The organism is Halomonas qaidamensis (genome assembly GCF_025917315.1).
Classification (GTDB): Bacteria; Pseudomonadota; Gammaproteobacteria; order Pseudomonadales; family Halomonadaceae; genus Vreelandella; species Vreelandella qaidamensis.
The window spans coordinates 2,963,539-2,983,324 of record NZ_CP080627.1 but is presented as its reverse complement, the minus strand read 5'-3'; the positions used below and the strand labels follow the sequence as shown (position 1 = coordinate 2,983,324).

19 protein-coding genes and 5 tRNA genes are annotated in these 19,786 nt (G+C 50.6%); 12 read left to right on the top strand and 12 right to left on the bottom strand.

What is annotated here, in order from left to right:
* Window positions 1-203: 203 nt before the first annotated feature.
* Genes ccoP through ccoN form a run of 4 tightly spaced genes read right to left on the bottom strand, consistent with a single transcriptional unit; the run spans window position 204 to window position 3,413 of the window.
* The gene (ccoP, locus tag K1Y77_RS13520) at window positions 204-1,133 is read right to left on the bottom strand and encodes a cytochrome-c oxidase, cbb3-type subunit III (protein ID WP_030074016.1); all 930 of its coding nucleotides are present in this window, start codon (window positions 1,131-1,133) and stop codon (window positions 204-206) included.
* Window positions 1,130-1,354 (bottom strand): CcoQ/FixQ family Cbb3-type cytochrome c oxidase assembly chaperone, encoded by a 225-nt coding sequence (locus tag K1Y77_RS13515; protein ID WP_030074015.1) that lies wholly within the window; start codon window positions 1,352-1,354, stop codon window positions 1,130-1,132. Before K1Y77_RS13515 ends, ccoP begins: the two co-directional genes overlap by 4 nt.
* A 3-nt stretch (window positions 1,355-1,357) precedes the next feature.
* Complete coding sequence (gene ccoO, locus K1Y77_RS13510; RefSeq protein WP_030074012.1) at window positions 1,358-1,966, bottom strand: cytochrome-c oxidase, cbb3-type subunit II; 609 nt, start codon at window positions 1,964-1,966, stop codon at window positions 1,358-1,360.
* A 19-nt stretch (window positions 1,967-1,985) separates the two neighbouring features.
* Entirely contained in the window at window positions 1,986-3,413 is a 1,428-nt protein-coding gene (gene ccoN, locus K1Y77_RS13505) for a cytochrome-c oxidase, cbb3-type subunit I (RefSeq protein ID WP_030074010.1), read from the bottom strand.
* A 177-nt stretch (window positions 3,414-3,590) separates the two neighbouring features.
* On the opposite strand from ccoN, the gene K1Y77_RS13500 reads away from it, so the two are divergent.
* The 6 genes from K1Y77_RS13500 (at window position 3,591) to K1Y77_RS13475 (ending at window position 5,039) form a co-directional block, all read left to right on the top strand.
* Complete coding sequence (locus tag K1Y77_RS13500; RefSeq protein ID WP_264429001.1) at window positions 3,591-4,349, top strand: alpha/beta fold hydrolase; 759 nt, start codon at window positions 3,591-3,593, stop codon at window positions 4,347-4,349.
* 92 nt (window positions 4,350-4,441) lie between these two features.
* Window positions 4,442-4,517 (top strand) — tRNA-Val (locus K1Y77_RS13495).
* Window positions 4,518-4,567: 50 nt separating this feature from the next.
* A tRNA-Asp gene (locus K1Y77_RS13490) sits at window positions 4,568-4,644 on the top strand.
* Between the two features lie 36 nt (window positions 4,645-4,680).
* Window positions 4,681-4,757: transfer RNA gene (locus K1Y77_RS13485), tRNA-Asp, on the top strand.
* A gap of 52 nt (window positions 4,758-4,809) precedes the next feature.
* A tRNA-Val gene (locus tag K1Y77_RS13480) sits at window positions 4,810-4,885 on the top strand.
* A gap of 77 nt (window positions 4,886-4,962) precedes the next feature.
* Window positions 4,963-5,039: transfer RNA gene (locus K1Y77_RS13475), tRNA-Asp, on the top strand.
* Between the two features lie 191 nt (window positions 5,040-5,230).
* Here the strand turns inward: K1Y77_RS13475 and K1Y77_RS13470 are convergent.
* From K1Y77_RS13470 to K1Y77_RS13450, 5 genes are all read right to left on the bottom strand, one after another.
* Window positions 5,231-5,632, bottom strand: a complete 402-nt coding sequence (locus tag K1Y77_RS13470; RefSeq protein WP_264017657.1) for a heme-binding protein — start codon at window positions 5,630-5,632, stop codon at window positions 5,231-5,233.
* Between the two features lie 86 nt (window positions 5,633-5,718).
* Window positions 5,719-6,951 (bottom strand): glycolate oxidase subunit GlcF, encoded by a 1,233-nt coding sequence (gene glcF, locus K1Y77_RS13465; RefSeq protein WP_030074006.1) that lies wholly within the window; start codon window positions 6,949-6,951, stop codon window positions 5,719-5,721.
* A 14-nt stretch (window positions 6,952-6,965) separates the two neighbouring features.
* Window positions 6,966-8,066 carry a glycolate oxidase subunit GlcE gene (gene glcE / locus K1Y77_RS13460; protein ID WP_264428998.1) on the bottom strand — a complete coding sequence of 367 codons (1,101 nt, stop codon included), beginning with the start codon at window positions 8,064-8,066 and terminating at the stop codon, window positions 6,966-6,968.
* Window positions 8,067-8,117: 51 nt separating this feature from the next.
* Complete coding sequence (glcD, locus tag K1Y77_RS13455; protein ID WP_030074001.1) at window positions 8,118-9,617, bottom strand: glycolate oxidase subunit GlcD; 1,500 nt, start codon at window positions 9,615-9,617, stop codon at window positions 8,118-8,120.
* A gap of 222 nt (window positions 9,618-9,839) precedes the next feature.
* Window positions 9,840-11,531, bottom strand: a complete 1,692-nt coding sequence (locus K1Y77_RS13450; protein WP_030073999.1) for an L-lactate permease — start codon at window positions 11,529-11,531, stop codon at window positions 9,840-9,842.
* 477 nt (window positions 11,532-12,008) lie between these two features.
* On the opposite strand from K1Y77_RS13450, the gene K1Y77_RS13445 reads away from it, so the two are divergent.
* From K1Y77_RS13445 to K1Y77_RS13435, 3 genes are all read left to right on the top strand, one after another.
* A complete protein-coding gene (locus K1Y77_RS13445) occupies window positions 12,009-12,701 on the top strand; it encodes a glutathione S-transferase family protein (RefSeq protein ID WP_264017661.1) in 693 nt (230 codons plus the stop codon).
* A gap of 93 nt (window positions 12,702-12,794) precedes the next feature.
* Window positions 12,795-13,484, top strand: coding sequence for a glutathione binding-like protein (locus K1Y77_RS13440; protein WP_030073997.1), 690 nt, complete (start codon window positions 12,795-12,797; stop codon window positions 13,482-13,484).
* 258 nt (window positions 13,485-13,742) lie between these two features.
* Window positions 13,743-14,099 (top strand): phasin family protein, encoded by a 357-nt coding sequence (locus K1Y77_RS13435; protein WP_030073995.1) that lies wholly within the window; start codon window positions 13,743-13,745, stop codon window positions 14,097-14,099.
* A gap of 116 nt (window positions 14,100-14,215) precedes the next feature.
* Here K1Y77_RS13435 and uraD read toward each other — a convergent pair whose 3' ends face one another.
* Window positions 14,216-14,761 (bottom strand): 2-oxo-4-hydroxy-4-carboxy-5-ureidoimidazoline decarboxylase, encoded by a 546-nt coding sequence (uraD, locus tag K1Y77_RS13430; protein ID WP_030073993.1) that lies wholly within the window; start codon window positions 14,759-14,761, stop codon window positions 14,216-14,218.
* Window positions 14,762-14,886: 125 nt separating this feature from the next.
* On the opposite strand from uraD, the gene uraH reads away from it, so the two are divergent.
* The 3 genes from uraH to K1Y77_RS13415 are packed head-to-tail and all read left to right on the top strand — an operon-like array spanning window position 14,887 to window position 17,192.
* Window positions 14,887-15,240 (top strand): hydroxyisourate hydrolase, encoded by a 354-nt coding sequence (gene uraH, locus K1Y77_RS13425; protein WP_030073991.1) that lies wholly within the window; start codon window positions 14,887-14,889, stop codon window positions 15,238-15,240.
* Window positions 15,241-15,251: 11 nt separating this feature from the next.
* Window positions 15,252-16,451 carry a urate hydroxylase PuuD gene (locus tag K1Y77_RS13420; RefSeq protein ID WP_264428993.1) on the top strand — a complete coding sequence of 400 codons (1,200 nt, stop codon included), beginning with the start codon at window positions 15,252-15,254 and terminating at the stop codon, window positions 16,449-16,451.
* Between the two features lie 24 nt (window positions 16,452-16,475).
* Window positions 16,476-17,192, top strand: a complete 717-nt coding sequence (locus K1Y77_RS13415; protein WP_030073988.1) for a GntR family transcriptional regulator — start codon at window positions 16,476-16,478, stop codon at window positions 17,190-17,192.
* Window positions 17,193-17,289: 97 nt separating this feature from the next.
* Here K1Y77_RS13415 and K1Y77_RS13410 read toward each other — a convergent pair whose 3' ends face one another.
* A complete protein-coding gene (locus K1Y77_RS13410) occupies window positions 17,290-18,660 on the bottom strand; it encodes an NCS1 family transporter (protein WP_030073986.1) in 1,371 nt (456 codons plus the stop codon).
* Between the two features lie 163 nt (window positions 18,661-18,823).
* Window positions 18,824-19,579 (bottom strand): aspartate/glutamate racemase family protein, encoded by a 756-nt coding sequence (locus tag K1Y77_RS13405; protein ID WP_030073985.1) that lies wholly within the window; start codon window positions 19,577-19,579, stop codon window positions 18,824-18,826.
* Window positions 19,580-19,786: the final 207 nt, after the last annotated feature.

Genomic DNA, 19,786 nt, shown 5'->3' with positions numbered 1-19,786 from the left:
AGCTCAATAAGGCAGGAGTGGGCGGCAACATAGATATCGTGGCGTTAAGACCCGTAACGTTAGAGATAACGCAACTGTATGCCGTGTCGCTAAATCATAGTGTAACGGATAGAGAAGTTGTCTGGATGAGCGATAGATGAAGAAAGGGTGCGGTATGAAACCGCACCCTGTCATGCACCAATGTCTATACCGCTAACGAAAGGCTAGTCGTTGAAGCGTAAACTGTAGACATAGGCTGCGACCAAGTGAACGCGTTCTTCACCAATGTAAGCCGCTTGCGCTGGCATATGGCCATTACGACCATTACGCAGCGTTTGACGGACAGAGTCGGCAACGCTTTGGCCTGGTGCCTGATAAAGCCAAATGTCATTTGTCAGATTGGGCGCGCCTAATGCGATGTTACCCGTTCCGCTTGGTGTATGGCATGCCGCACAAGCCGCAAGGAACGTACTTTCACCGCTAGCCGCACGCTCTGCATCATGCTCCAGATCAGAGAGCGAGAGCACGTACTGAGTGAGGTTTTCAATATTATTCTCACCAAGCTGCTGCCAAGCAGGCATTAACCCATTACGACCGTTGTTTAGCGTCATCATGATGTTTTCTGGTTCGCCACCATAGAGCCAATCATCATCGGTCAGATTTGGGAAGCCGTAGCCCCCTTGGGCGTTCGAGCCGTGGCATACCGCACAGTTGTTCAAGTAAACACGCTCTGCTACCCGCATTGCTTCAGCGTCTCTAGCCAGTTCAGGAATAGGTACTTCCTGGTACTGGGCAAAAATCGGCGTGAAACGCTCTTCAGCATCAGCGACTTCTTCTTCCCACTGACTTTCTTGAGACCAGCCCAAAACGCCGGCGTAGTTACCCAAGCCTGGGTAAAGCACTAGATAACCCAGGGCAAAAATAACGGTGAGTACAAACAGTTGAAACCACCACCGAGGTAATGCGTTGTCGTACTCTTCAATTCCATCAGCGGCATGGCCAGTGGTTTCGACATTACCATCAGCATCCGGCGTTTTATCGGTTCGGCGGTTGGCAAATAGAATCCAAACGCTTAATGCGATAGTGCCTAGCGTGATGACAATAATCCAGGCGCTCCAGAAGCTGGATAGGGAGTCACCCCATAAATTATTCATGTATTTTTATCTCCCCTGTCGTGGCGGGAATCCACTTCGTGTTTAGTCGAAGCATGCTTATCACGGGTCGGTTGCTTATCATCATCTTCATCGGCGAAGGGCAGGTTAGCCGCTTCTTCGAAGTCTGGTTTGCGTCGCTTTGAGTAGGCCCATATAAAAATGCCAATAAAAGCGACGATCAAAAACAGCGTGATAAGACCGCGGAAAGTTCCCGTATCCATAGCTTAACGAGTGCCCTCGAGCACGGTTCCTAGCTGCTGCAGATAGGCCACCAGTGCAGTGATTTCCTGGGTGCCGCGAACGTCTTCTGTCGCAGTGGCGATATCTTCATCGTCATAGGGCACCCCTAGCTGTTGTAGGGTGCGCATTTTTGCCGGTGTAGATTCGCCATCCAGAGTGTTTTCAAATAGCCAAGGATAAGCAGGCATGACCGACTCAGGTACCACATCGCGGGGGTTATACATGTGCGCGCGGTGCCAGTCATCACTATAACGTCCTCCCACGCGAGCAAGGTCAGGCCCGGTGCGCTTAGAACCCCATAGGAAGTTATGCTCATAAACTTGCTCGCCGGCTACGTTATAGTGGCCATAGCGTTCAGTTTCTGCGCGGAAGGGGCGAACCATTTGTGAGTGGCAGCCTACGCAACCTTCACGGCGATAAATGTCACGTCCTTCCAACTCCAGTGCGCTTAAGGGGCGTAGCCCCTCAACTGGCTCTGTTGTTTGCTTTTGAAAGAACAGCGGCACCACTTCGGCCAAGCCGCCAAAGCTGATCGCAACCAGGATCAACACGGCGAGCAGGCCAACGTTCTTTTCGACAATCTCGTGTTTCATTGGTCTCAACTTCCCCGGTTTAAGCGGCCTGTGGCGCTGAATAGCTGCTAATCGTTTCGCGACGCTTGACGGTCATGTAAACGTTGTATGCCATGATTAGCATGCCGACAACCCAGAACAGGCCGCCTATGAGGCGAACAAAGTAGCCTGGGCCGCTAGCTTCGACAGACTCAACGAAGGTATACATTAATGTGCCGTCAGCGTTGATTGCGCGCCACATTAAGCCCTGCATAATGCCATTAACCCACATAGCGGCGATGTACAGCACAGTGCCAATAGTAGCTAGCCAGAAATGCACGGCAATTAAGTTGACCGAGTGCATTTCAGTACGCCCAAATAAGCGCGGGATCAGGTGGTACATAGACCCGATCGTAATCATGGCTACCCAGCCAAGTGCACCCGAGTGTACGTGACCAATGGTCCAGTCGGTATAATGCGATAGCGCGTTGACGGTCTTGATCGCCATCATCGGACCTTCGAAGGTCGACATGCCGTAGAACGAAAGTGCGACAACCAAGAAACGCAGGGTAGGATCGGTGCGAAGCTTATGCCAAGCCCCGGATAGCGTCATCATGCCGTTAATCATGCCGCCCCAGGAAGGTGCCAGAAGAATGATAGACATGATCATACCTAGCGACTGCGCCCAGTTAGGCAGCGCTGTGTAGTGCAGGTGGTGAGGGCCAGCCCACATGTAAATCATGATTAACGCCCAGAAGTGGACGATAGAAAGACGGTAGGAGTAGATCGGGCGTTCGGCCTGTTTTGGCACGAAGTAATACATCATACCCAGGAAGCCTGCCGTCAGGAAGAAACCGACCGCGTTATGGCCGTACCACCACTGCACCATGGCATCGACTGCACCCGCATAAATCGAGGTGGAGTACATGGGGGTGACCGGAATCGCCGCATTGTTAACGATATGCAGTACTGCAACGGTTAAAATAAACGCTGCAAAGAACCAGTTCGCCACATAGATGTGTGACGTGGTGCGCTTTTTAATCGTCATCAAGAAAACAATCGCGTAACTGATCCACACGACCGCAATCAAAATGTTGATAGGCCATTCGAGTTCAGCGTACTCCTTTGTCGTGGTGTAGCCCAATGGTAGGGACACCACAGCAGAAAGGATAACCGCTTGCCATCCCCAGAAGGTAAACGCTGCAAGCTTGTCAGAGAACAGACGTGTCTGACAGGTACGCTGTACGACGTAATATGACGTCGCAAATAGTGCCGATCCGCCGAAAGCAAAGATAACGGCGTTAGTATGTAACGGACGAAGACGTCCAAAGCTTGTCCAAGGTAAGCCAAGATTCAGTTGCGGCCAAACTAGCTGGGAGGCAAGGATGACGCCTAACGTCATGCCTACAATGCCCCACACAACGGTCATGATCGCGAACTGCCGAACTACCTTGTAGTTGTAGGTCGGGTGTTCCAGTGCTGTGCTCATTTCATGTTCCCATCGAACGCGGTTAGGGGGTAACCCGTAGCATTTTGCATTAGCATTTTGCACGGGTGCGACCACTCGCTTGATGATGCAGGTCAAGATCCGTTCTAGATTCTATCGCAGCCGCGCCCTAAGCTGAACACGCCAATAGAAGTAACGCTGAATTATTAGGAGTTAAACGTGTCGTATTACGCGGATTCTGGTTTTGTCGATATATCCCCAGAGGCGTTGAATAATGCGTTAGCTAAGCCTACCGTGCAGCGGTTTATGGTGGCTGGACACGGCCCGCTGACTGTTTTGGGTATGCCTAAGGTTGGCCGAATACTGTTTGCTCATGGTGCCGGAGCGGGTCATTGCTCTGCGTTTATGCGGCAATTTGCCGCGACACTGGCAAGGCAAGGAATCCAGGTCTTAGCAATTGATTTTCCTTACATGCAGCAAATTAACGAGCAGGGCAAGCGTCGTCCGCCACCACCCATTCAGCAAACAGTAGCTCACTTCACTGCATGGGCCACACTGCTCGCGCCTTTAAGCGATCAGCCGTTATGGGTAGGCGGTAAATCGATGGGAGGACGTGTTGCGACACTATTTGCCAGTGAAATGGTAGGTCATCAGGTGCATTGCCAAGGTGTTATTGTTGCAGGCTATCCTTTTCATCCGCCTAAAAAACCAGATAAACGTCGTTTAGAGCACTTTCCTGCTATTGGTTGCCCAGTACAGATTTTACAAGGTGAACGGGACCCCTTTGGCAACGTTGGCGATGTTTCAGACTACAGCTTGCCCAATAATATTAACGTTGTTTGGCTGGCGGATGGGGATCATGACTTTAAGCCCAGACGTATTTCTGGGTTAAATCAGCAGGTTTTGATTGACGAAGCAGCCCTACTTGCGGCATCCTTCGTCCGCGCTCATCAAGCAGGTGTTGCAGAACTTGTGTAGTAAAGCCATTACGCTGGTTTAAATCAAAAATTTAAATGCATCGTATTGACAAATTACTAAGCTTCTGTAGAATGCAGCGCCACGTGACCAGCGGGTGGTTAGCTCAGTTGGGAGAGCACCAGCCTTACAAGCTGGGGGTCACTGGTTCGAACCCAGTACCACCCACCATTTAATTGGTCGTTTGGGAACGTGAAACAGTAGTAGCTGATGCATTAAGTGGACCGGTAGTTCAGTTGGTTAGAATGCCGGCCTGTCACGCCGGAGGTCGCGAGTTCGAGTCTCGTCCGGTCCGCCATCATCAATTATCGCTGTGCATAAGTTATCGCTATTCGGACCGGTAGTTCAGTCGGTTAGAATGCCGGCCTGTCACGCCGGAGGTCGCGAGTTCGAGTCTCGTCCGGTCCGCCACGATAGCTTACATTAGTTGTGCCATTGCTAAGCATAAAGCTTGCAGTGCCTTGGGTGGTTAGCTCAGTTGGGAGAGCACCAGCCTTACAAGCTGGGGGTCACTGGTTCGAACCCAGTACCACCCACCATTTGGTTTAATATTTTAAGCGCCTCTGAACCGCTTATAGATAGCTAACTTAATGGTAGATAAGAAGTCACTTAACGTGGACCGGTAGTTCAGTCGGTTAGAATGCCGGCCTGTCACGCCGGAGGTCGCGAGTTCGAGTCTCGTCCGGTCCGCCATTTAAGTGTTTATTGTTATAGATTTGTTGATGTAAAAAAGTAATCGACTTGCTGTGTCAGTCGAACGAATTCAAAAAACCCAGATCATTGATCTGGGTTTTTTATTGCGTATAAGTTAGGAACTATAAATTAGTTCCCATAAATTAGCACCTTTAGCCCATTACGTGCAGCCATTAGGCTGCACGGTAGCATCAAGCTATAACGCTTACACCTGCTTTGGCGATCTGTACATCCTGATCCGGTTTTACGCCTGAAATACCGACAGCACCTACGACGTTGCCATCTACGATGATAGGAACGCCACCTGATAATAGGCCTTGTAGTGGAGCAGACAAAAATGCAGTACGGCCGCCGTTAATCATCTCTTCAAAAACTTGTGTTTCTTTACGACCTAACGCTGCACTGCGTGCTTTTTGGGTCGCTACCTCTGCACTGAACGGCGCAGCATTATCTAAACGACGTAGGGCAAGTAAGTGTCCTCCATCATCTGTTACGGCAATGGTGACTGGCCATCCGTTGTTATCGGCTTCTTTTTGAGCAGCATCTAGCACTTGAATAACGTCGGTTTGGCCGAGAACAGCTTTGGTTTGCATCAATCTTTCCTTTTTATCAAGGGGAGTAAAATGCCGCGCCAGTGTTGCTTGTAAAAGCGTATTAGCGCGGCAAAGTGAATTAGTGTTTATACCAGAGCGGCATCAACCACTTCTACCCAGTGCCTTACCGGGGTGCGATTGGCGCTAGCTAGATGGGTTTGGCAGCCAATATTGGCAGTAACGATAACCTCAGGATTACTCGCTTCAAGCGCATCGAGCTTATTGTTGCGTAGCTGGGTAGCAAGTTCTGGTTGAGTCACCGAATAGGTGCCTGCTGAGCCACAACATAAATGGGCGTCTTTCACTGGTGTTAGCGAAAAGCCCAGCTTGCTTAGCACGCCTTCAACTGCACCATTGAGCTTCTGGGCGTGTTGTAGCGTACACGGGCAGTGAAACGCGAGACGTTGATGCTCTTTAAGCTGTAGCTTCTCTACTGGCTCATCACGCAGGATTTCCACAATATCTTTTGCTAGCGCACTTACTTTTTGCGCTTTCTCTGCATAGGCTGGGTCGTCTTTGAGCATGTCACCATACTCTTTAACAAAGGCACCGCAGCCACTGGCCGTTTGAACAATGGCTTCAGCTCCTTGTTCAATCTGTGGCCACCAAGCATCGATATTAGCCCGCATACGGGCACGGCCATCATCCTGGGCATTCAAGTGGAAATCAATGGCTCCACAGCAGCCTGCTTCGCTGATAGGCGTTACGCTAATGCCAAGCCGATCTAAAAGTCGAGCGGTCGCTGCATTGGTATTCGGAGATAGGCCTGGTTGAACGCACCCTTCTAATATTAACACCTTACGAGGATGGCGCTGGCTATCCGGACGTTGGCCTGCATCTACTGGTGCTGGCGGCATTTTGCTACGCAGTTTGCCAGGCACCAGGGGTTTGAAGGTTTGCCCTAATGTCAGAAGTGCTTTGAAGCGCTTAGGGTCCACCAGCATTTTACGTAGCGCATAGCGTTGGGCGCGTTCAGCCATTGGGCGAGGTACCCGGCGATCAATTTCTGCACGGCCGATATCTAAAAGTTTGTGATACTCCACGCCCGATGGGCAGGTAGTTTCACAGTTGCGGCAGGAAAGGCAGCGGTCTAAATGTAGACGCGTTTCTTCAGTGACCTGGTCATCGTCATCGCGGCTCTCCAGTAACTCTTTCATTAAATAGATGCGCCCACGAGGGCCGTCACGCTCGTCGCCCAATAGCTGATAGGTGGGGCAGGTGGCATTACAGAAGCCGCAGTGAACGCAGGTGCGTAGAATACGCTCAGCCTCCTGAATATGCGGTTTTTGGCGGTCAGCATCGGTAAAGTGCGTCTGCATGTCAGCTCTCCTGATTAAAACGCCGCATAAAGACGACCTGGGTTGAAAATGCCGTAGGCATCCAGCTCGGCCTTCAGATTGCGATGATACTTTTCAACTACAGGGTTGAGCGGAGTAAACGGCGATTCTGCTCCGCCTTGAGCGAAAGGAGTGAAACAGGTGGCATGGCCACCGGCTTGCTCGCAAGCCGCGCGCAATGTGTCAGCCGTCATATGAGTTTTTACCCATCGTTGGCTGCCGCCCCAGTCATAAAAAAGATCGCTTTGAGGAATTTCTAGGGCGAGTGGTGGCGTATTGGGGGGGAGTGATAAACGCCACAATGCCTGCCCCTCATTCAGCTTAAAGAAGGCGTGTTGGTGGTCACGCAATTGCTGCCAGAAGTCGTTAGAAAGTGACTCACCGCCCAGGCGCTCTTTGGTCGCGTTAACTGAGCTTGCACCGCCTTCCAGGCGAATAAATAGCTCGCCTGCGTGCCATCCTGCGGCGGTAATAGGCAGGGGCTGTCGTCCTAATTCGGCGAGTTTGGCCAGCGCTTCTTCAAGGCCCATGCTAAGGCGCAGGCTGTGGTTGGCGGTGGGGATAGGCAGTACTTTAAAGGAAATATCAGCCAGTACACCTAGGGTGCCCTGAGCGCCAGCCATCAAGCGTGACAGGTCGTAACCCGCAACGTTTTTCATGACTTCGCCGCCAAAACGCAGCAGTTTACCTTCCTGGGTGATCACCCGTGTGCCTAAAACAAAGTCCCTTGCGGCGCCAGCCCATGGGCGGCGTGGGCCAGACATGCCGGTGGCAACAGCGCCGCCGATGGTGCTGGCATCGCTAAATGCGGGTGGCTCAAAGGCCAGCATTTGATTTTTTTCAGCCAGTGCAGCGTTGAGTTCGCTTAAACGCGTACCAGCACGAACAGTAACCACAAGTTCTACCGGGTCATAAGAGACAATACCGCTATGGGCCGCCATGTTGAGGGCGTTGCCTTCTACCGGTCGGCCATAAAAAGCGCGAGTGTCGCCACCTACTATGCGCAGTGGTGTGCGGTCGGCATAGGCGCTGCGCACCTGTTCACACAGGTTGGCAGCGATATCTCGGTCGGCAGCATGTATCGCTAGTTCAGTCATGGTCATTCCTAATAATTATACTTCCTAGTGGTTAGTCGACTAGGAGTGGCATCAGAAGCGTGGTAGTTCCGGATGCGGTAGCTCGTTGTTGTGCACGTGCATGGCTCCAAACTCGGCACAGCGCGCCAGGGTGGGAATGTTTTTCCCTGGGTTGAGAAGGCGCTGTGGGTCAAAAGCGGCTTTCAATGCATGGAATACCGTTAATTCGTCGGAGTGAAATTGACTGCACATCTGATTGATTTTTTCGCGGCCAACGCCGTGTTCGCCAGTAATAGAGCCACCCGCCGCCACGCATAGCTCTAGAATTTTTCCGCCTACATCTTCGGCGAGCGTCAACTGACCCTCTTTGTTGGCATCAAATAGAATCAGCGGATGCATATTGCCGTCACCGGCGTGGAAAACGTTGGCAATCGCTAACCCACTCTCTTCCGACAGGGCCGCAATGCCCTTGAGTACTCGGGGGAGCTCGCGACGTGGAATCGTGCCATCCATGCAGTAGTAGTCAGGCGACATGCGGCCCACGGCGGGGAACGCATTTTTTCTCCCTGCCCAAAACTTGGCACGCTCGGCCTCATCGCGCGCCTGCTGAATATCGGTTGCACCGGCTTTTTCTAAGACTCGGCGAACGGTTTGGCAATCATCATCCACGTCGGCTTCAACGCCATCTAGTTCACACAGAAGAATAGCTTCTGCTTCAACGGGGTAGCCTGCCTTGATGAAATCTTCTGCGGCCTTGATGGCAAGTTTATCCATCATTTCTAGCCCGCCAGGAATTATCCCAGCAGCAATAATATCGCCAACCGCACGGCCCGCTTTTTCTACATCATCAAAACTGGCCATCAGTACTTTGGCAGTTTCAGGTTTTGGCAGCAGTTTTACGGTGATCTCCGTGACCACGCCCAGCATGCCTTCAGAGCCGTTCATCAGCGCAAGAAGATCAAAGCCAGGTGCATCTAGTGCTTCGGACCCTAGCGTCATGCGCTCACCTTCAATCGTCATTACATCAACGCGCATTACGTTATGGACCGTGAGCCCGTACTTTAGACAGTGCACGCCGCCCGCATTTTCAGCCACATTGCCGCCAATAGAACAAGCGATTTGTGAAGAAGGGTCGGGTGCGTAATAGAGCCCATAAGGCGCGGCAGCCTCAGAGATCGCTAAGTTGCGCACGCCAGGCTGCACACGTGCGGTGCGGGCATCTGGGTCAACATTAATGATGGTGTTGAAGCGTGACATGACGAGCAGCACGCCCCGCTCAAGTGGTAGGGCACCGCCGGAAAGTCCTGTGCCTGCACCACGGGTAACCACAGGAACACCTAACGCATGGCAGCGCTTTAAAAGGCCTTCTACCTGTTCCAGCGTTTCGGGTAATGCAACCAACATTGGCAGGATTCGATAAGCGGCAAGGCCATCACATTCAAAGGGGTGTAAATCCTCTTCCCTGTGAAGCAGTGTTAAGGAGGGCACTGCATTTTGCAGATCCTCTAATACGTCTGCTTTATCGCGGTATATGAATTCGCCGTCGAGGCGTTCATCGAAATGAATATTCATGTTAGCTCCTGTGGATGAGGAGGGCAGGAAGGTATCTAATCACTTTATGGAAAAGCTTTCCATAAATAACTAAAGCGGCACTAGAAAACTTTTTCATACTGTGAAAAGGCTAGACATGCTGGCGTGGTTTAGATGGCTGAGCATTGAAAACGTTCTTACGGCTGCTGGGTAGCCCTAAGGCTACCCAGCGTAGAGTGCTTAATAATGACTAACGCTTCACCGTCACATTAATGGGTCGGTAATGCCAATCACATAAAAAGCGATTAACGCAATGATTCCAGTAAAGATTAGATAGTAGATGGTGGGAATAATTGTTTTACGAATCGTTGTACCTTCACGGCCTAGTAGACCTACTGTTGCTGATGCGGCGACAACGTTATGAATCGCAATCATATTACCCGCTGCTGCACCGACTGCTTGCAGCGCTACCATCATTGCGGTAGATAGGCCGAGCGTTTCGGCAACGCTAAACTGGAATTCCGCTAGCATCAGGTTAGAAACGGTATTTGAACCGGCAATAAAGGCGCCCATCGCACCAACGGCTGGCGCAAAGAAGGGATAGATACCGCCAACACTGCTCGCTACCGCTTGGGCCATCATGACGGGCATTGACACAAGGTCAGCGCCATTAACACCAGAGTTAATCAGGATACGCACCATCGGAACGGTGAAGATTAAGACAAAGCCGGCACCAAAGATGGTTTTAGTCGATTCAGAGACAGCCGCACTGATTTTCTGCGGGTTCATGCTGTGCAGGAAGTAAGTGACGATGACCACTGCAACGATAATGCCGCCCGGCAGATAAAGTGGTTGCACACCACCGCTGATACCCGCCTCACCCAGAATATTGGTCCAGCTCAGGCTGACAGAGGTCAGTGCGGACTTCAGCGGCTCAATAATACGTGACGCGACCAAGAAGACTGCAAGTAGAACGTAAGGAATCCAGCCTTTTAGCGTTGACATTGGCGCTTTGCCAGCAACGTCATCCAGTTTGATTTGTAGGTTACCAATCCACTCATCGGGCCATGACGTTGATTCAGGGAAGTCCCAGGTGTCTTTCGGCAATAGGAAGCCTTTACGCGCGGCAGGTACAACGATTGCCAGACCGACCATGGCGCCAATCATTGATGGGAATTCAGGGCCTAAGAAAACACCTACCAGCATGTATGGCACAACGAACGAAATACCGGTGAAGATGGCAAAAGGCGCAATAGATAGACCTTCTTTCCAGGAGCGGTTAGCACCAAAGAAGCGCACCATAATCAACACCAGAATCAACGGCATTAAAATGCCCACGATGCCGTGAGTGATGGCGACAGAGCTGGTGACCTGCTGGAAAAACACATCCCACGTAGAACCGTTTGCTTCTAATTGTGCAGTGATGCCTGCACGGTCCAGCCCGCTACCAACGCCAACAACAACCGGCGTGCCGACGGCACCAAAAGAAACGGGTGTGGACTGAATCATCATGCCGACAACAACCGCAGCCAGCGCAGGGAAACCGAGTGCCACCATCAATGGCGCAGCAACCGCGGCTGGGGTGCCGAAACCAGACGCACCTTCAATAAAGCAGCCAAACAACCAAGCAACAATTAGCGCCTGAACGCGACGGTCAGGGCTGATGCCTGAAAAACCGTTACGAATCGCAGTGATGCCACCAGAATGTTTGAGCGTGTTCAGCAGTAAGATAGCGCCAAAAATAATCCATAAAAGGCCTGCTGTTTGGATCAAACCTTGAATAGTAGACGCGGCAACGCGGCTAAACGACATATCCCAAGCGGTTAGACCAATGATGGCTGCCGTCAGGAAAACAATCGGCATCGCTATTTTTGCGGGTATTTTAAAACCAATGAGCAAAATACCGGCAAGCAACAGCGGCAGAAATGCCAGAAGTGCAAGTGTAGTTTCATTCATGTGAGGAATGGCCCCTTGTTATTGATTTGGTGTGCTCGGCAGATGCCAGCGGTTTGTGGCAATGCTGGTCGGGTCAGTGCGAAAGATACGGTTAGGTAGAAAAAATGGCTATATTGGATAATTGGTAAGACCAATTATGAGGAGCTATCCGTATAGGCTTTGAACCACTTTTTTAATTTTAACGATTTGTTTTTATTTGCTTTTAAATCTCCTCAATGTAGTGAGGCTGGCATCAAGTTATTAGACTAATAGACAGTACAGTTTCCATCCAAGTAAGCGGTGCAGAGCCAGCAACGTTTGCGAAATCCTTTCCTTGATAAAGACCATTTGCCTGCTGATGGAGGACGATCAGCCTGGGCAAAGCCACTTGCGTCCTTGATGGCTTGCGCCCATTGTTGTTGATTGGAGCTTCCGTTGTGACAATTTTGCTTAAACAACTTTTTAACTACTCTCTTCAACAACAAGGAGACCGCTACCGTGGCAATAACCCTTTATGATTTATGTGGGCGCGATGAGCGCTTACGTTTTTCACCCTACTGCTGGCGCGTGCGTATGGCACTGGCACACAAAGGGCTGGAATATACGACGGTCCCTTGGCGTTTTCGTGAAAAAGAGGCGCTTGCCTTTGCAGATTACGACAAAGTGCCGGTATTAACCGATGGCGACACTGTGGTCACCGATAGCTTTGACATCTTGCGTTACTTAGATGAAGCCTACCCTGCGAACCCCGTGTTGGGAGAAGGAGTGAGTTATCAGCGTGTGCACTTTTTTAAGCTCTATGTTGAGCGTAGCGTTACACCGGCACTTTTTCGAACAGTGGCATTAGATTTATTGGAGGCCATCCATCCTGACGATCGTGCTTATTTCAGAGAGACCCGTGAAGCCCGTTTTGGTATGCGATTAGAAGAGGTTAACAATCCAGAGCAAGGGAGAGCTCAGCTAAAGCAGCTATTAGCCCCAGTGCGTGATCAGTTGCGAGCAAGTCCGTTTCTGGATGGTGAAGCCCCTAGCGGAGCGGATTACCTGTTATTCGGTAGCATGATGTGGGCGTATACCGTGTCCCTTGAGCTATTAGTTGATGCGAATGATCCGGTGGATGAATGGTTTAAGCGTATGCTGGAGGTGCACGACGCGGTCGCGGGTAAGGCCGTCACTATTCGTGATTTATAATGTGTCAGGCGGCAGCGTTGCCGCCTGTATCAATCGTATGTACTAGTAAAACCACGCAAGCGGCTTACGCCGCCTGTGTGAGAGGAGATGGCAATGATTGACCTGTATTACTGGACAACTCCCAATGGCCACAAAATCTCCATCATGCTTGAAGAAGCTAAGCTTCTTTATCGGGTAAAACCTATTAACATTGGGCGTGGGGAGCAGTTTGATCCCGAATTCTTAACCATTTCGCCTAATAACCGTATTCCCGCCATTGTTGATCATGCGCCTAAAGATGGCGGCCAACCCCTAGCGCTCTTTGAGTCGGGCGCTATTTTAGAATACTTGGCTGATAAGTGTGGCCAGTTTCTACCCTCAGAAGGGCGTGAGCGCTATGTCGTGTTGCAGTGGCTTCATTGGCAAATGGGTGGGCTTGGGCCGATGGCAGGCCAAAACCATCATTTTTGCCAATATGCTCCACAGAAAATTGAATACGCTATCGAACGTTATGTTCGTGAGACGCATCGCTTGTATAGCGTGTTAGATCAGCGTTTATCCCAGCAGCACTACGTAGGGGGTGACTGTTACTCCATTGCTGATATGGCGATTTATCCCTGGATTGTGCCATGGGATAAGCAGCGACAAACGCTGGAGGAGTTTTCTGATTTAGAGCGATGGTTTAATGAAGTGGCGCAACGTCCTGCTGTTCGAAAAGCTTATTCTTTGATCGAAGACGTCAACCCGCAGGGAGGCGGAGAAATGGATGAACAAGCGCGTAAATACTTGTTTGGCAATCGTTAAGTCGTCGCTGCCAAAAAAGCAGGATATTTATATTAATGATCTGACGCAAGATTATGAAAAAATCATGTTGCGCTGCACAAAAAGCGCTGCTAGCTTTGTTGTTATTAAGACAGTAGTTACTGAAAGTAGTAGTTACTAAGGTTAGTAGTTACTAAAGACAGTAGCTAATAAAGGCAGTTGTTAGTAAAGGCAACCGCCTGACCATCGACCGCTCATCGATGCGAGTCGAATCGCTAGCTCACTCAAGGGGATTATGTGATGAACAAGGCCGCAGAGAAAACCAGTCAGCAGTTTGAGTCTGTTATTTCAGCACCCATGCGCTCTTATACGCTGGCAGCGCTTGATTATTATCAACAGATTGTTAGTGCGCAAATGGATGCAGCGCGCGCTTATTCCGATATGACCATTGCACAGGCACGCACATGGTTAGACGTGAAAGATGCCGATAGCTTTAAAAAAGCCATGGAAAGTCAGCAGAAAGCTGCAACTGACCTCATGGAGCGCATGAAGGGAGACTCTGAGAAAGTCACTTCTATCAGCCAAAGCTTTATGCAAGAAAGCCAAAAAATGGCAGAAGAAACCACTAAGAAAGCAGTGGAAAGTACAAAGCAGTAATACACCATGCTTTAGATAAGCGTTTGAAAGAAAAAGATTGAACGCTATCAGTTGGTAGATAAATGCCGCGCTGGAAATTAGGTGCGGCATTTTTGTATCTACTTAGATTATGCCAATTACAACAGCTGCTGTTCGGCCCGCCCGTTCAGCCGAAAGCGAGCGATACGGATAATCTGTTCAATGGCGGTTTTTCTCTCCTCAGCAAGATCGTTATTTAGGCGTTTTTCAAACGCGTACAAAATAGCGTGACGATCAAGCCCCTTCACGGCAATCACAAAGGGGAAGCCAAACTTTTCTTTATAAGCTGCGTTTAGCTGTTCGAAGCGCGCAAACTCCTCTGGCGTACATTGATCTAACCCGGCACCAGCTTGCTCGCGGGTAGAATCTTGAGTTAGCTCACCCGATATTGCCGCTTTGCCTGCTAAGTCAGGGTGTGCCTGAATAACAGCAATTTGCTGCTCAGGTGTTGCCTGCTGAAGCATAAGGCCCATGAGATCAGCCAGCGCGTCCGGTGCGTCATGCGCACTGTTTAACCCTTCCTTCCAGGCGGCTTCCGCTACCCAAGGAGAGTGTTCATACACATCACCATAATGGTGGGTAAAGGTTTCCAAGCTGCATGTGCTAGGGGCGGGTGAAAGCGTGAGTGGTGTTGAGTTAGGCACAAAATCTCTCCAGTGTGTTTAATAATGGAAATACTGTATACAATAAATGGTATCAACGGTACTCTTTGACCACTAGGTTAAGTCGAACAACTACTATCAACAACCGCGATTATTAAGGAGTGGCTATGGGACGGTTAACTACCCACGTACTCGATACCGCCAAAGGGCAGCCCGGTCAGGGGATCACGATTGAGGTGTATCGCTTGTCAGGGAACACACGTGAACACCTAGGCAGCGTTACCACCAACAGTGACGGTCGTTGTGATGGGCCTATCTTAGAGGGTGATGCCCTTACAGTAGGTGAGTATGAGCTGGTTTTTCACGCGGGTGACTACTTGCGCGCTCAGGGCATAGCTTCTCAAGAGCCGCGCTTTCTAGATGTTATTCCTTTACGTTTTGGCGTTGCGGATGCCAGCCAGCATTACCATGTACCACTGTTGCTGTCCCCCTATAGCTACTCTACCTACCGCGGTAGTTGAGGGGGGCGGTTATGCAAACCTATCTTATTGATTTCGCAAATTTATTGTTACGCTGGTTGCATGTTATTGCGGCTATCGCCTGGATCGGTGAGTCGATCTATTTTGTCATGTTGGATAATGGTCTAAGAACGCCGAAAGCAGCCGAAGATCGTGAAAAAGGCGTATTTGGAGAGATGTGGGCGGTACATGGCGGTGGTTTCTACCATAATCAAAAGTATGCTACCGCACCCGCTAAACTGCCGAACGACCTTCATTGGTCGTTCTGGAAAGCCTATACCACGTGGCTATCAGGCTTTGCTTTGTTCGTTATTCTTTATATGGCAAACCCAGGTTTCTACCTAGTTAACCCCAACAGTAGCTGGGCGTGGGCGGCTAGTATGACTGGCTGGCAGGCCAATCTACTGGCATTGGCTTTCTTGCTTGGTGGTTGGGTGGTTTATAACGAACTTTGTAAGCGCATAAGTCCTAACATGGACCGCGATGGTCTTCTCAGCGTTGCCGTTGCGGTGATGATGATAGTGGTCGCCTATTTAAGCACTCAGATGTTCGCAGGGCGCGCTGCCTTCTTGTTAACTGGGGCGGTGATGGCAACAGCCATGTCGGCTAACGTTTTTTTCTGGATTATTCCTGGTCAGCGCCGCATGGTGAAAGCCATGAAGGCTGGCGAAACGCCTAATCCGCTAGATGGTAAGCGTGGCAAGCAGCGTTCGGTGCATAACACTTACTTTACGCTGCCAGTCGTTCTGCTGATGGTGAGTAATCACTACTCGTTCATCTACTCCCATGAGCTTTCCTGGGTAGTGATGGTGCTGTTTATTTTTGCTGGCGCGCTGATTAGGCAGTTCTTTGTATTAATGCATGCTGGAAAGACGCAACCCGCCTATCCTGCCGTTGGGATAGGGCTTATTCTATTAGCATTTTGGGTGGCCGCGCCTAGCCCTGGTGCAGGTAATGCGAGTATCTCAGGTGCGCCCAGCCAAGCCCAGATTTCAGGGTTAATTGATCAGCATTGTACTCAATGCCATGCTCGTCAACCTGAACATGCCGGTTTTTCAGCGCCGCCCGCAGGTTATGCGTTTGATAGCTGGGAAGATATTCTTGGACATCAAACGCAAATTCAGCAAGTTGTCGCGAGTCGCTATATGCCTCTTGGTAATATCACCAACATGAGCGACGACGAGCGCGATATCATTGCCGCGTGGGAGGAGTGATTAAAGTCATAGACAGGAGATCCTATGAGTGATGCGCAGGCGGCGTTAAAGCAAAGACCCTCGGAAAAAGAAGGTGAGGAGCGCCACGAGTCGATCTATCGCGCGGTTAGCGACGCTATTGTCGAACAGCGGCTAAAGCCAGGCGCTCGGCTGCGTGAAGATGCTTTGTCAGAAGTTTTTGGCATTAGCCGTACCGGCATCCGCAAGATCTTGCAACGCTTAGCGTTAGAGCAGCTGGTCACGCTTACGCCGCGGCGCGGTGCTAGCGTGACGCGCCCCACTGCAGACGAAGCAAAAGATGTGTTTGATGCACGTCAGATGATTGAGTGTGGGCTAATGCCTGATGTGGCAAGGCGGATCGGAGAGAAAGAGGCCGCCGAACTGCGTGAAATGGCTCGCCAGGAGCGTCAAGCGCTACGCAATGGTCAACAAAGCGTCGCTATTCGCCTGTCGGCTGACTTTCACGTGCGCCTTGCCCAGCTTTCGGGTAATGCAACGCTTGCTGAGTTTGTTGAGCGTCTATGCTCACGCTCGTCGTTGATTCTGGCGGTTTACGGCCATCGCGGTCACTTAGGCTGTGAATCCCATGATCACGATGACTTGATCGGCTATTTGGAAGCGGGCAACGGCGAACGAGCGAAAGCATTTATGAGCCGCCATCTTAAAGCGATTGAAGCATCACTTTCGATGGTCGAAGAAGAAGAGAACGTACCAGATCTACAGCAGATTTTTGGTGGTTAAGTTGCTTCGTAAAGTTAAAAAATGCCCAGACAATATTGTCTGGGCATTGGGATAGCATCACCTCAGGAGCAGTCACAGCAGGGGCGTTGCGGCCCTATTACTGGGTAAACCGCTGGCAGGCAGGCCAATGCTTCATCAGTAGGTAATAGGTCAGCCCAGCAGGAATAAGGCTGGCGTACCAAGAGATCGAAGAGAAGGTTAGTGCGGCCACAATACCAACTACTGTTGCGATTAGGGCAGCTTTGTTGACACCTTGATAAGGGCCAGAAGGGTCGTACAGCTTGCTAATGTCTAGCGTACGGCGGCGTATGATGTAGTAATCCACGACCAGAATGGCAAAGATAGGGCCAAGAAAGGCCGAGTATGTTTGTACGAAGAGCTGCAGGCCAGCGGCGGACTCAGGCTGAACCAGCTTCCAAGGGAAAGTGGCGAAGGCTAGCAAGCCAACAATAACGGTGGCTACCGGAAACTTAAGTTTAAATACGTCCATTAATACGTAGGTGGGTGGCACTACGTTGTTAAGGACGTTGGTAGTGACTTGGGCAAAGGCAATAAAAAGCAGCGTGGTCATCAGCAATGGCGTGTTATCAACCGCATTGGCAAATACTTGAATGGGGTCAGCCGTGCCCGTCGCTTCTGACACCATATAGCCAATCAAGCCCATGAACAGCGTGCAGGGCAGAATCGACATGGCGTAGATAGTGGTTAACACGCTCTGTTTCGTGCCTTTCTTATGTTCTCGCGAATAGTCGCTGACATTAAGCATCATGGTGCTATAGATGCCCAGGAATAGCATAGTGGCACTCCAGAACGGCAAGCCCCAAGAGCCTTCCATAGTCAAAATGCTAGCCGACAGCTCATCGCCATAGCGTTGCACCGTGGCGTAGAACATGTACATCAGTGAAAGCAAAATAAAGACGCTGCCGATATTCTCAAGCCATTTAATGCCTTGAAAGCCCAACACTGACAAACCAATTTGCAAAAACTGGAAGGTAATAAAGTAGAAAATGAGGTTGTCGAAGCCAAATAAAGTGGCTGAGACCATATTCAATGCGCCAGCGCCAATCCAGCTTTGAAAGCCATACCACACCACGGCAGGCACGGCCCTTACTAGGCCAGGAATGCGGGTGCCGGTAAAGCCAAAAGCGCTACGTGCCTGCACCATAAAGGGAATGCCGTATTTGTAGCCCGCTGCACCGTTAATGGCCAGTGCGATGCCAATCACAAAACAGCCAATGGCAATAGCCAACGTGGCTTGCAGTAGGTTTAAGGTGCCAACCACACTTGAACCCATGGCGAAGGTGCCAATAGAGACACACCCGCCAAACCAAGCTAAAAAGTAGGATGTTCGTCCCATAATTCGCGTGCTTTGCGGTGCAAGGCTTTCAGCGCCTATAGCTTTCTCAGCTATGGCGGTGTTCGCAATGGGGGCTTCTTCTGACGTAAGAGCAGGGTTAGAGTTGCTCATGTTTCCGTCCTCGCAAGATTATCGATGTTATTGGTAGCCTGGGCGCGTTGTGTGCCCAAGAAGTGCTTGCGGCGTAGCGTGCTGACGAAACGGCTGTTTCTTAATGGTTATGTTGTTAGTTATTGAGCTATTTATTAGTGCATGGTCAGTGGTTAAGTGGTTATCACCTTGAGGTAGGAAGTTGCAGGTCAGATAGCGCGGCAAACTTGCCGGTAAACGATTTCGGGCGCGGATAGTCCAGATCGCCGTGTTTACTGGTATGAAGGCCCAGGCTAACCAGCGATTCCGCCAGCTTTAACGCGGCGCTAACACCCTCGACGACAGGCAGCCCTACTTCACGGCTAATGTCGGCCGTTAGGTTCGCCATTCCACCGCACCCCAAGACAATGGCGCCAATACCATCCTCATCACGAGCACGGCAACACTCTTCGACAATGCGGGTAAAGGCTGCGTCTGGGTGGTGTTCAAGATCAAGAACAGGAATTTCTGCAGCGCGGATGCGGCGGCAGTGGTGGCGAAAGCCGTACTGTTCCAGCAAGTGTTCGGCAATAATGCCGGTGCGTCCTAATGTCGTCACAATAGAGAAGCGAGTGCTTACCAGCGTGGCTAAGTGGAAGGCAGCTTCTGCAATGCCGATGACCGGGGCGCGGGTTAACTCTCGGGCTGCGAGTAAACCAGGATCGCCAAAGCAGGCCACTACATAAGCATCGATGCCGCCTTCACGTTCTCCTTTAAGAACTTCTTCGGCTACGCCTACCGCGCTAATCGCCTCGTCAAAATGGCTCTCAATGGACACTGGCCCTGCATCGGGCTGGGTGGTGGTAATGGTGGTTGATGCTGCTGCCTGACGCAGGGCGGACTGATGGATGGCAGCAGTCATAGAAGCCGTCGTGTTGGGATTAATAATGCGTATGTGCACGTTAGTCATCCTTCAGGTAAACAATTTTATATATCTTGTATACGAAAATAGGGGTGTTTCGCGTAGACCGCAAGCTCTTTTATATGGCATAAAACAAAGTGTTAATTTGACCAACTGTTCAGCTTTCAACTGCTTAGCGCTGTGTAAGCGCTAAAATGTAAGTAGAGTCAGCTAATTAACGTGCAGCTGGATTGAAGTGATTACCAA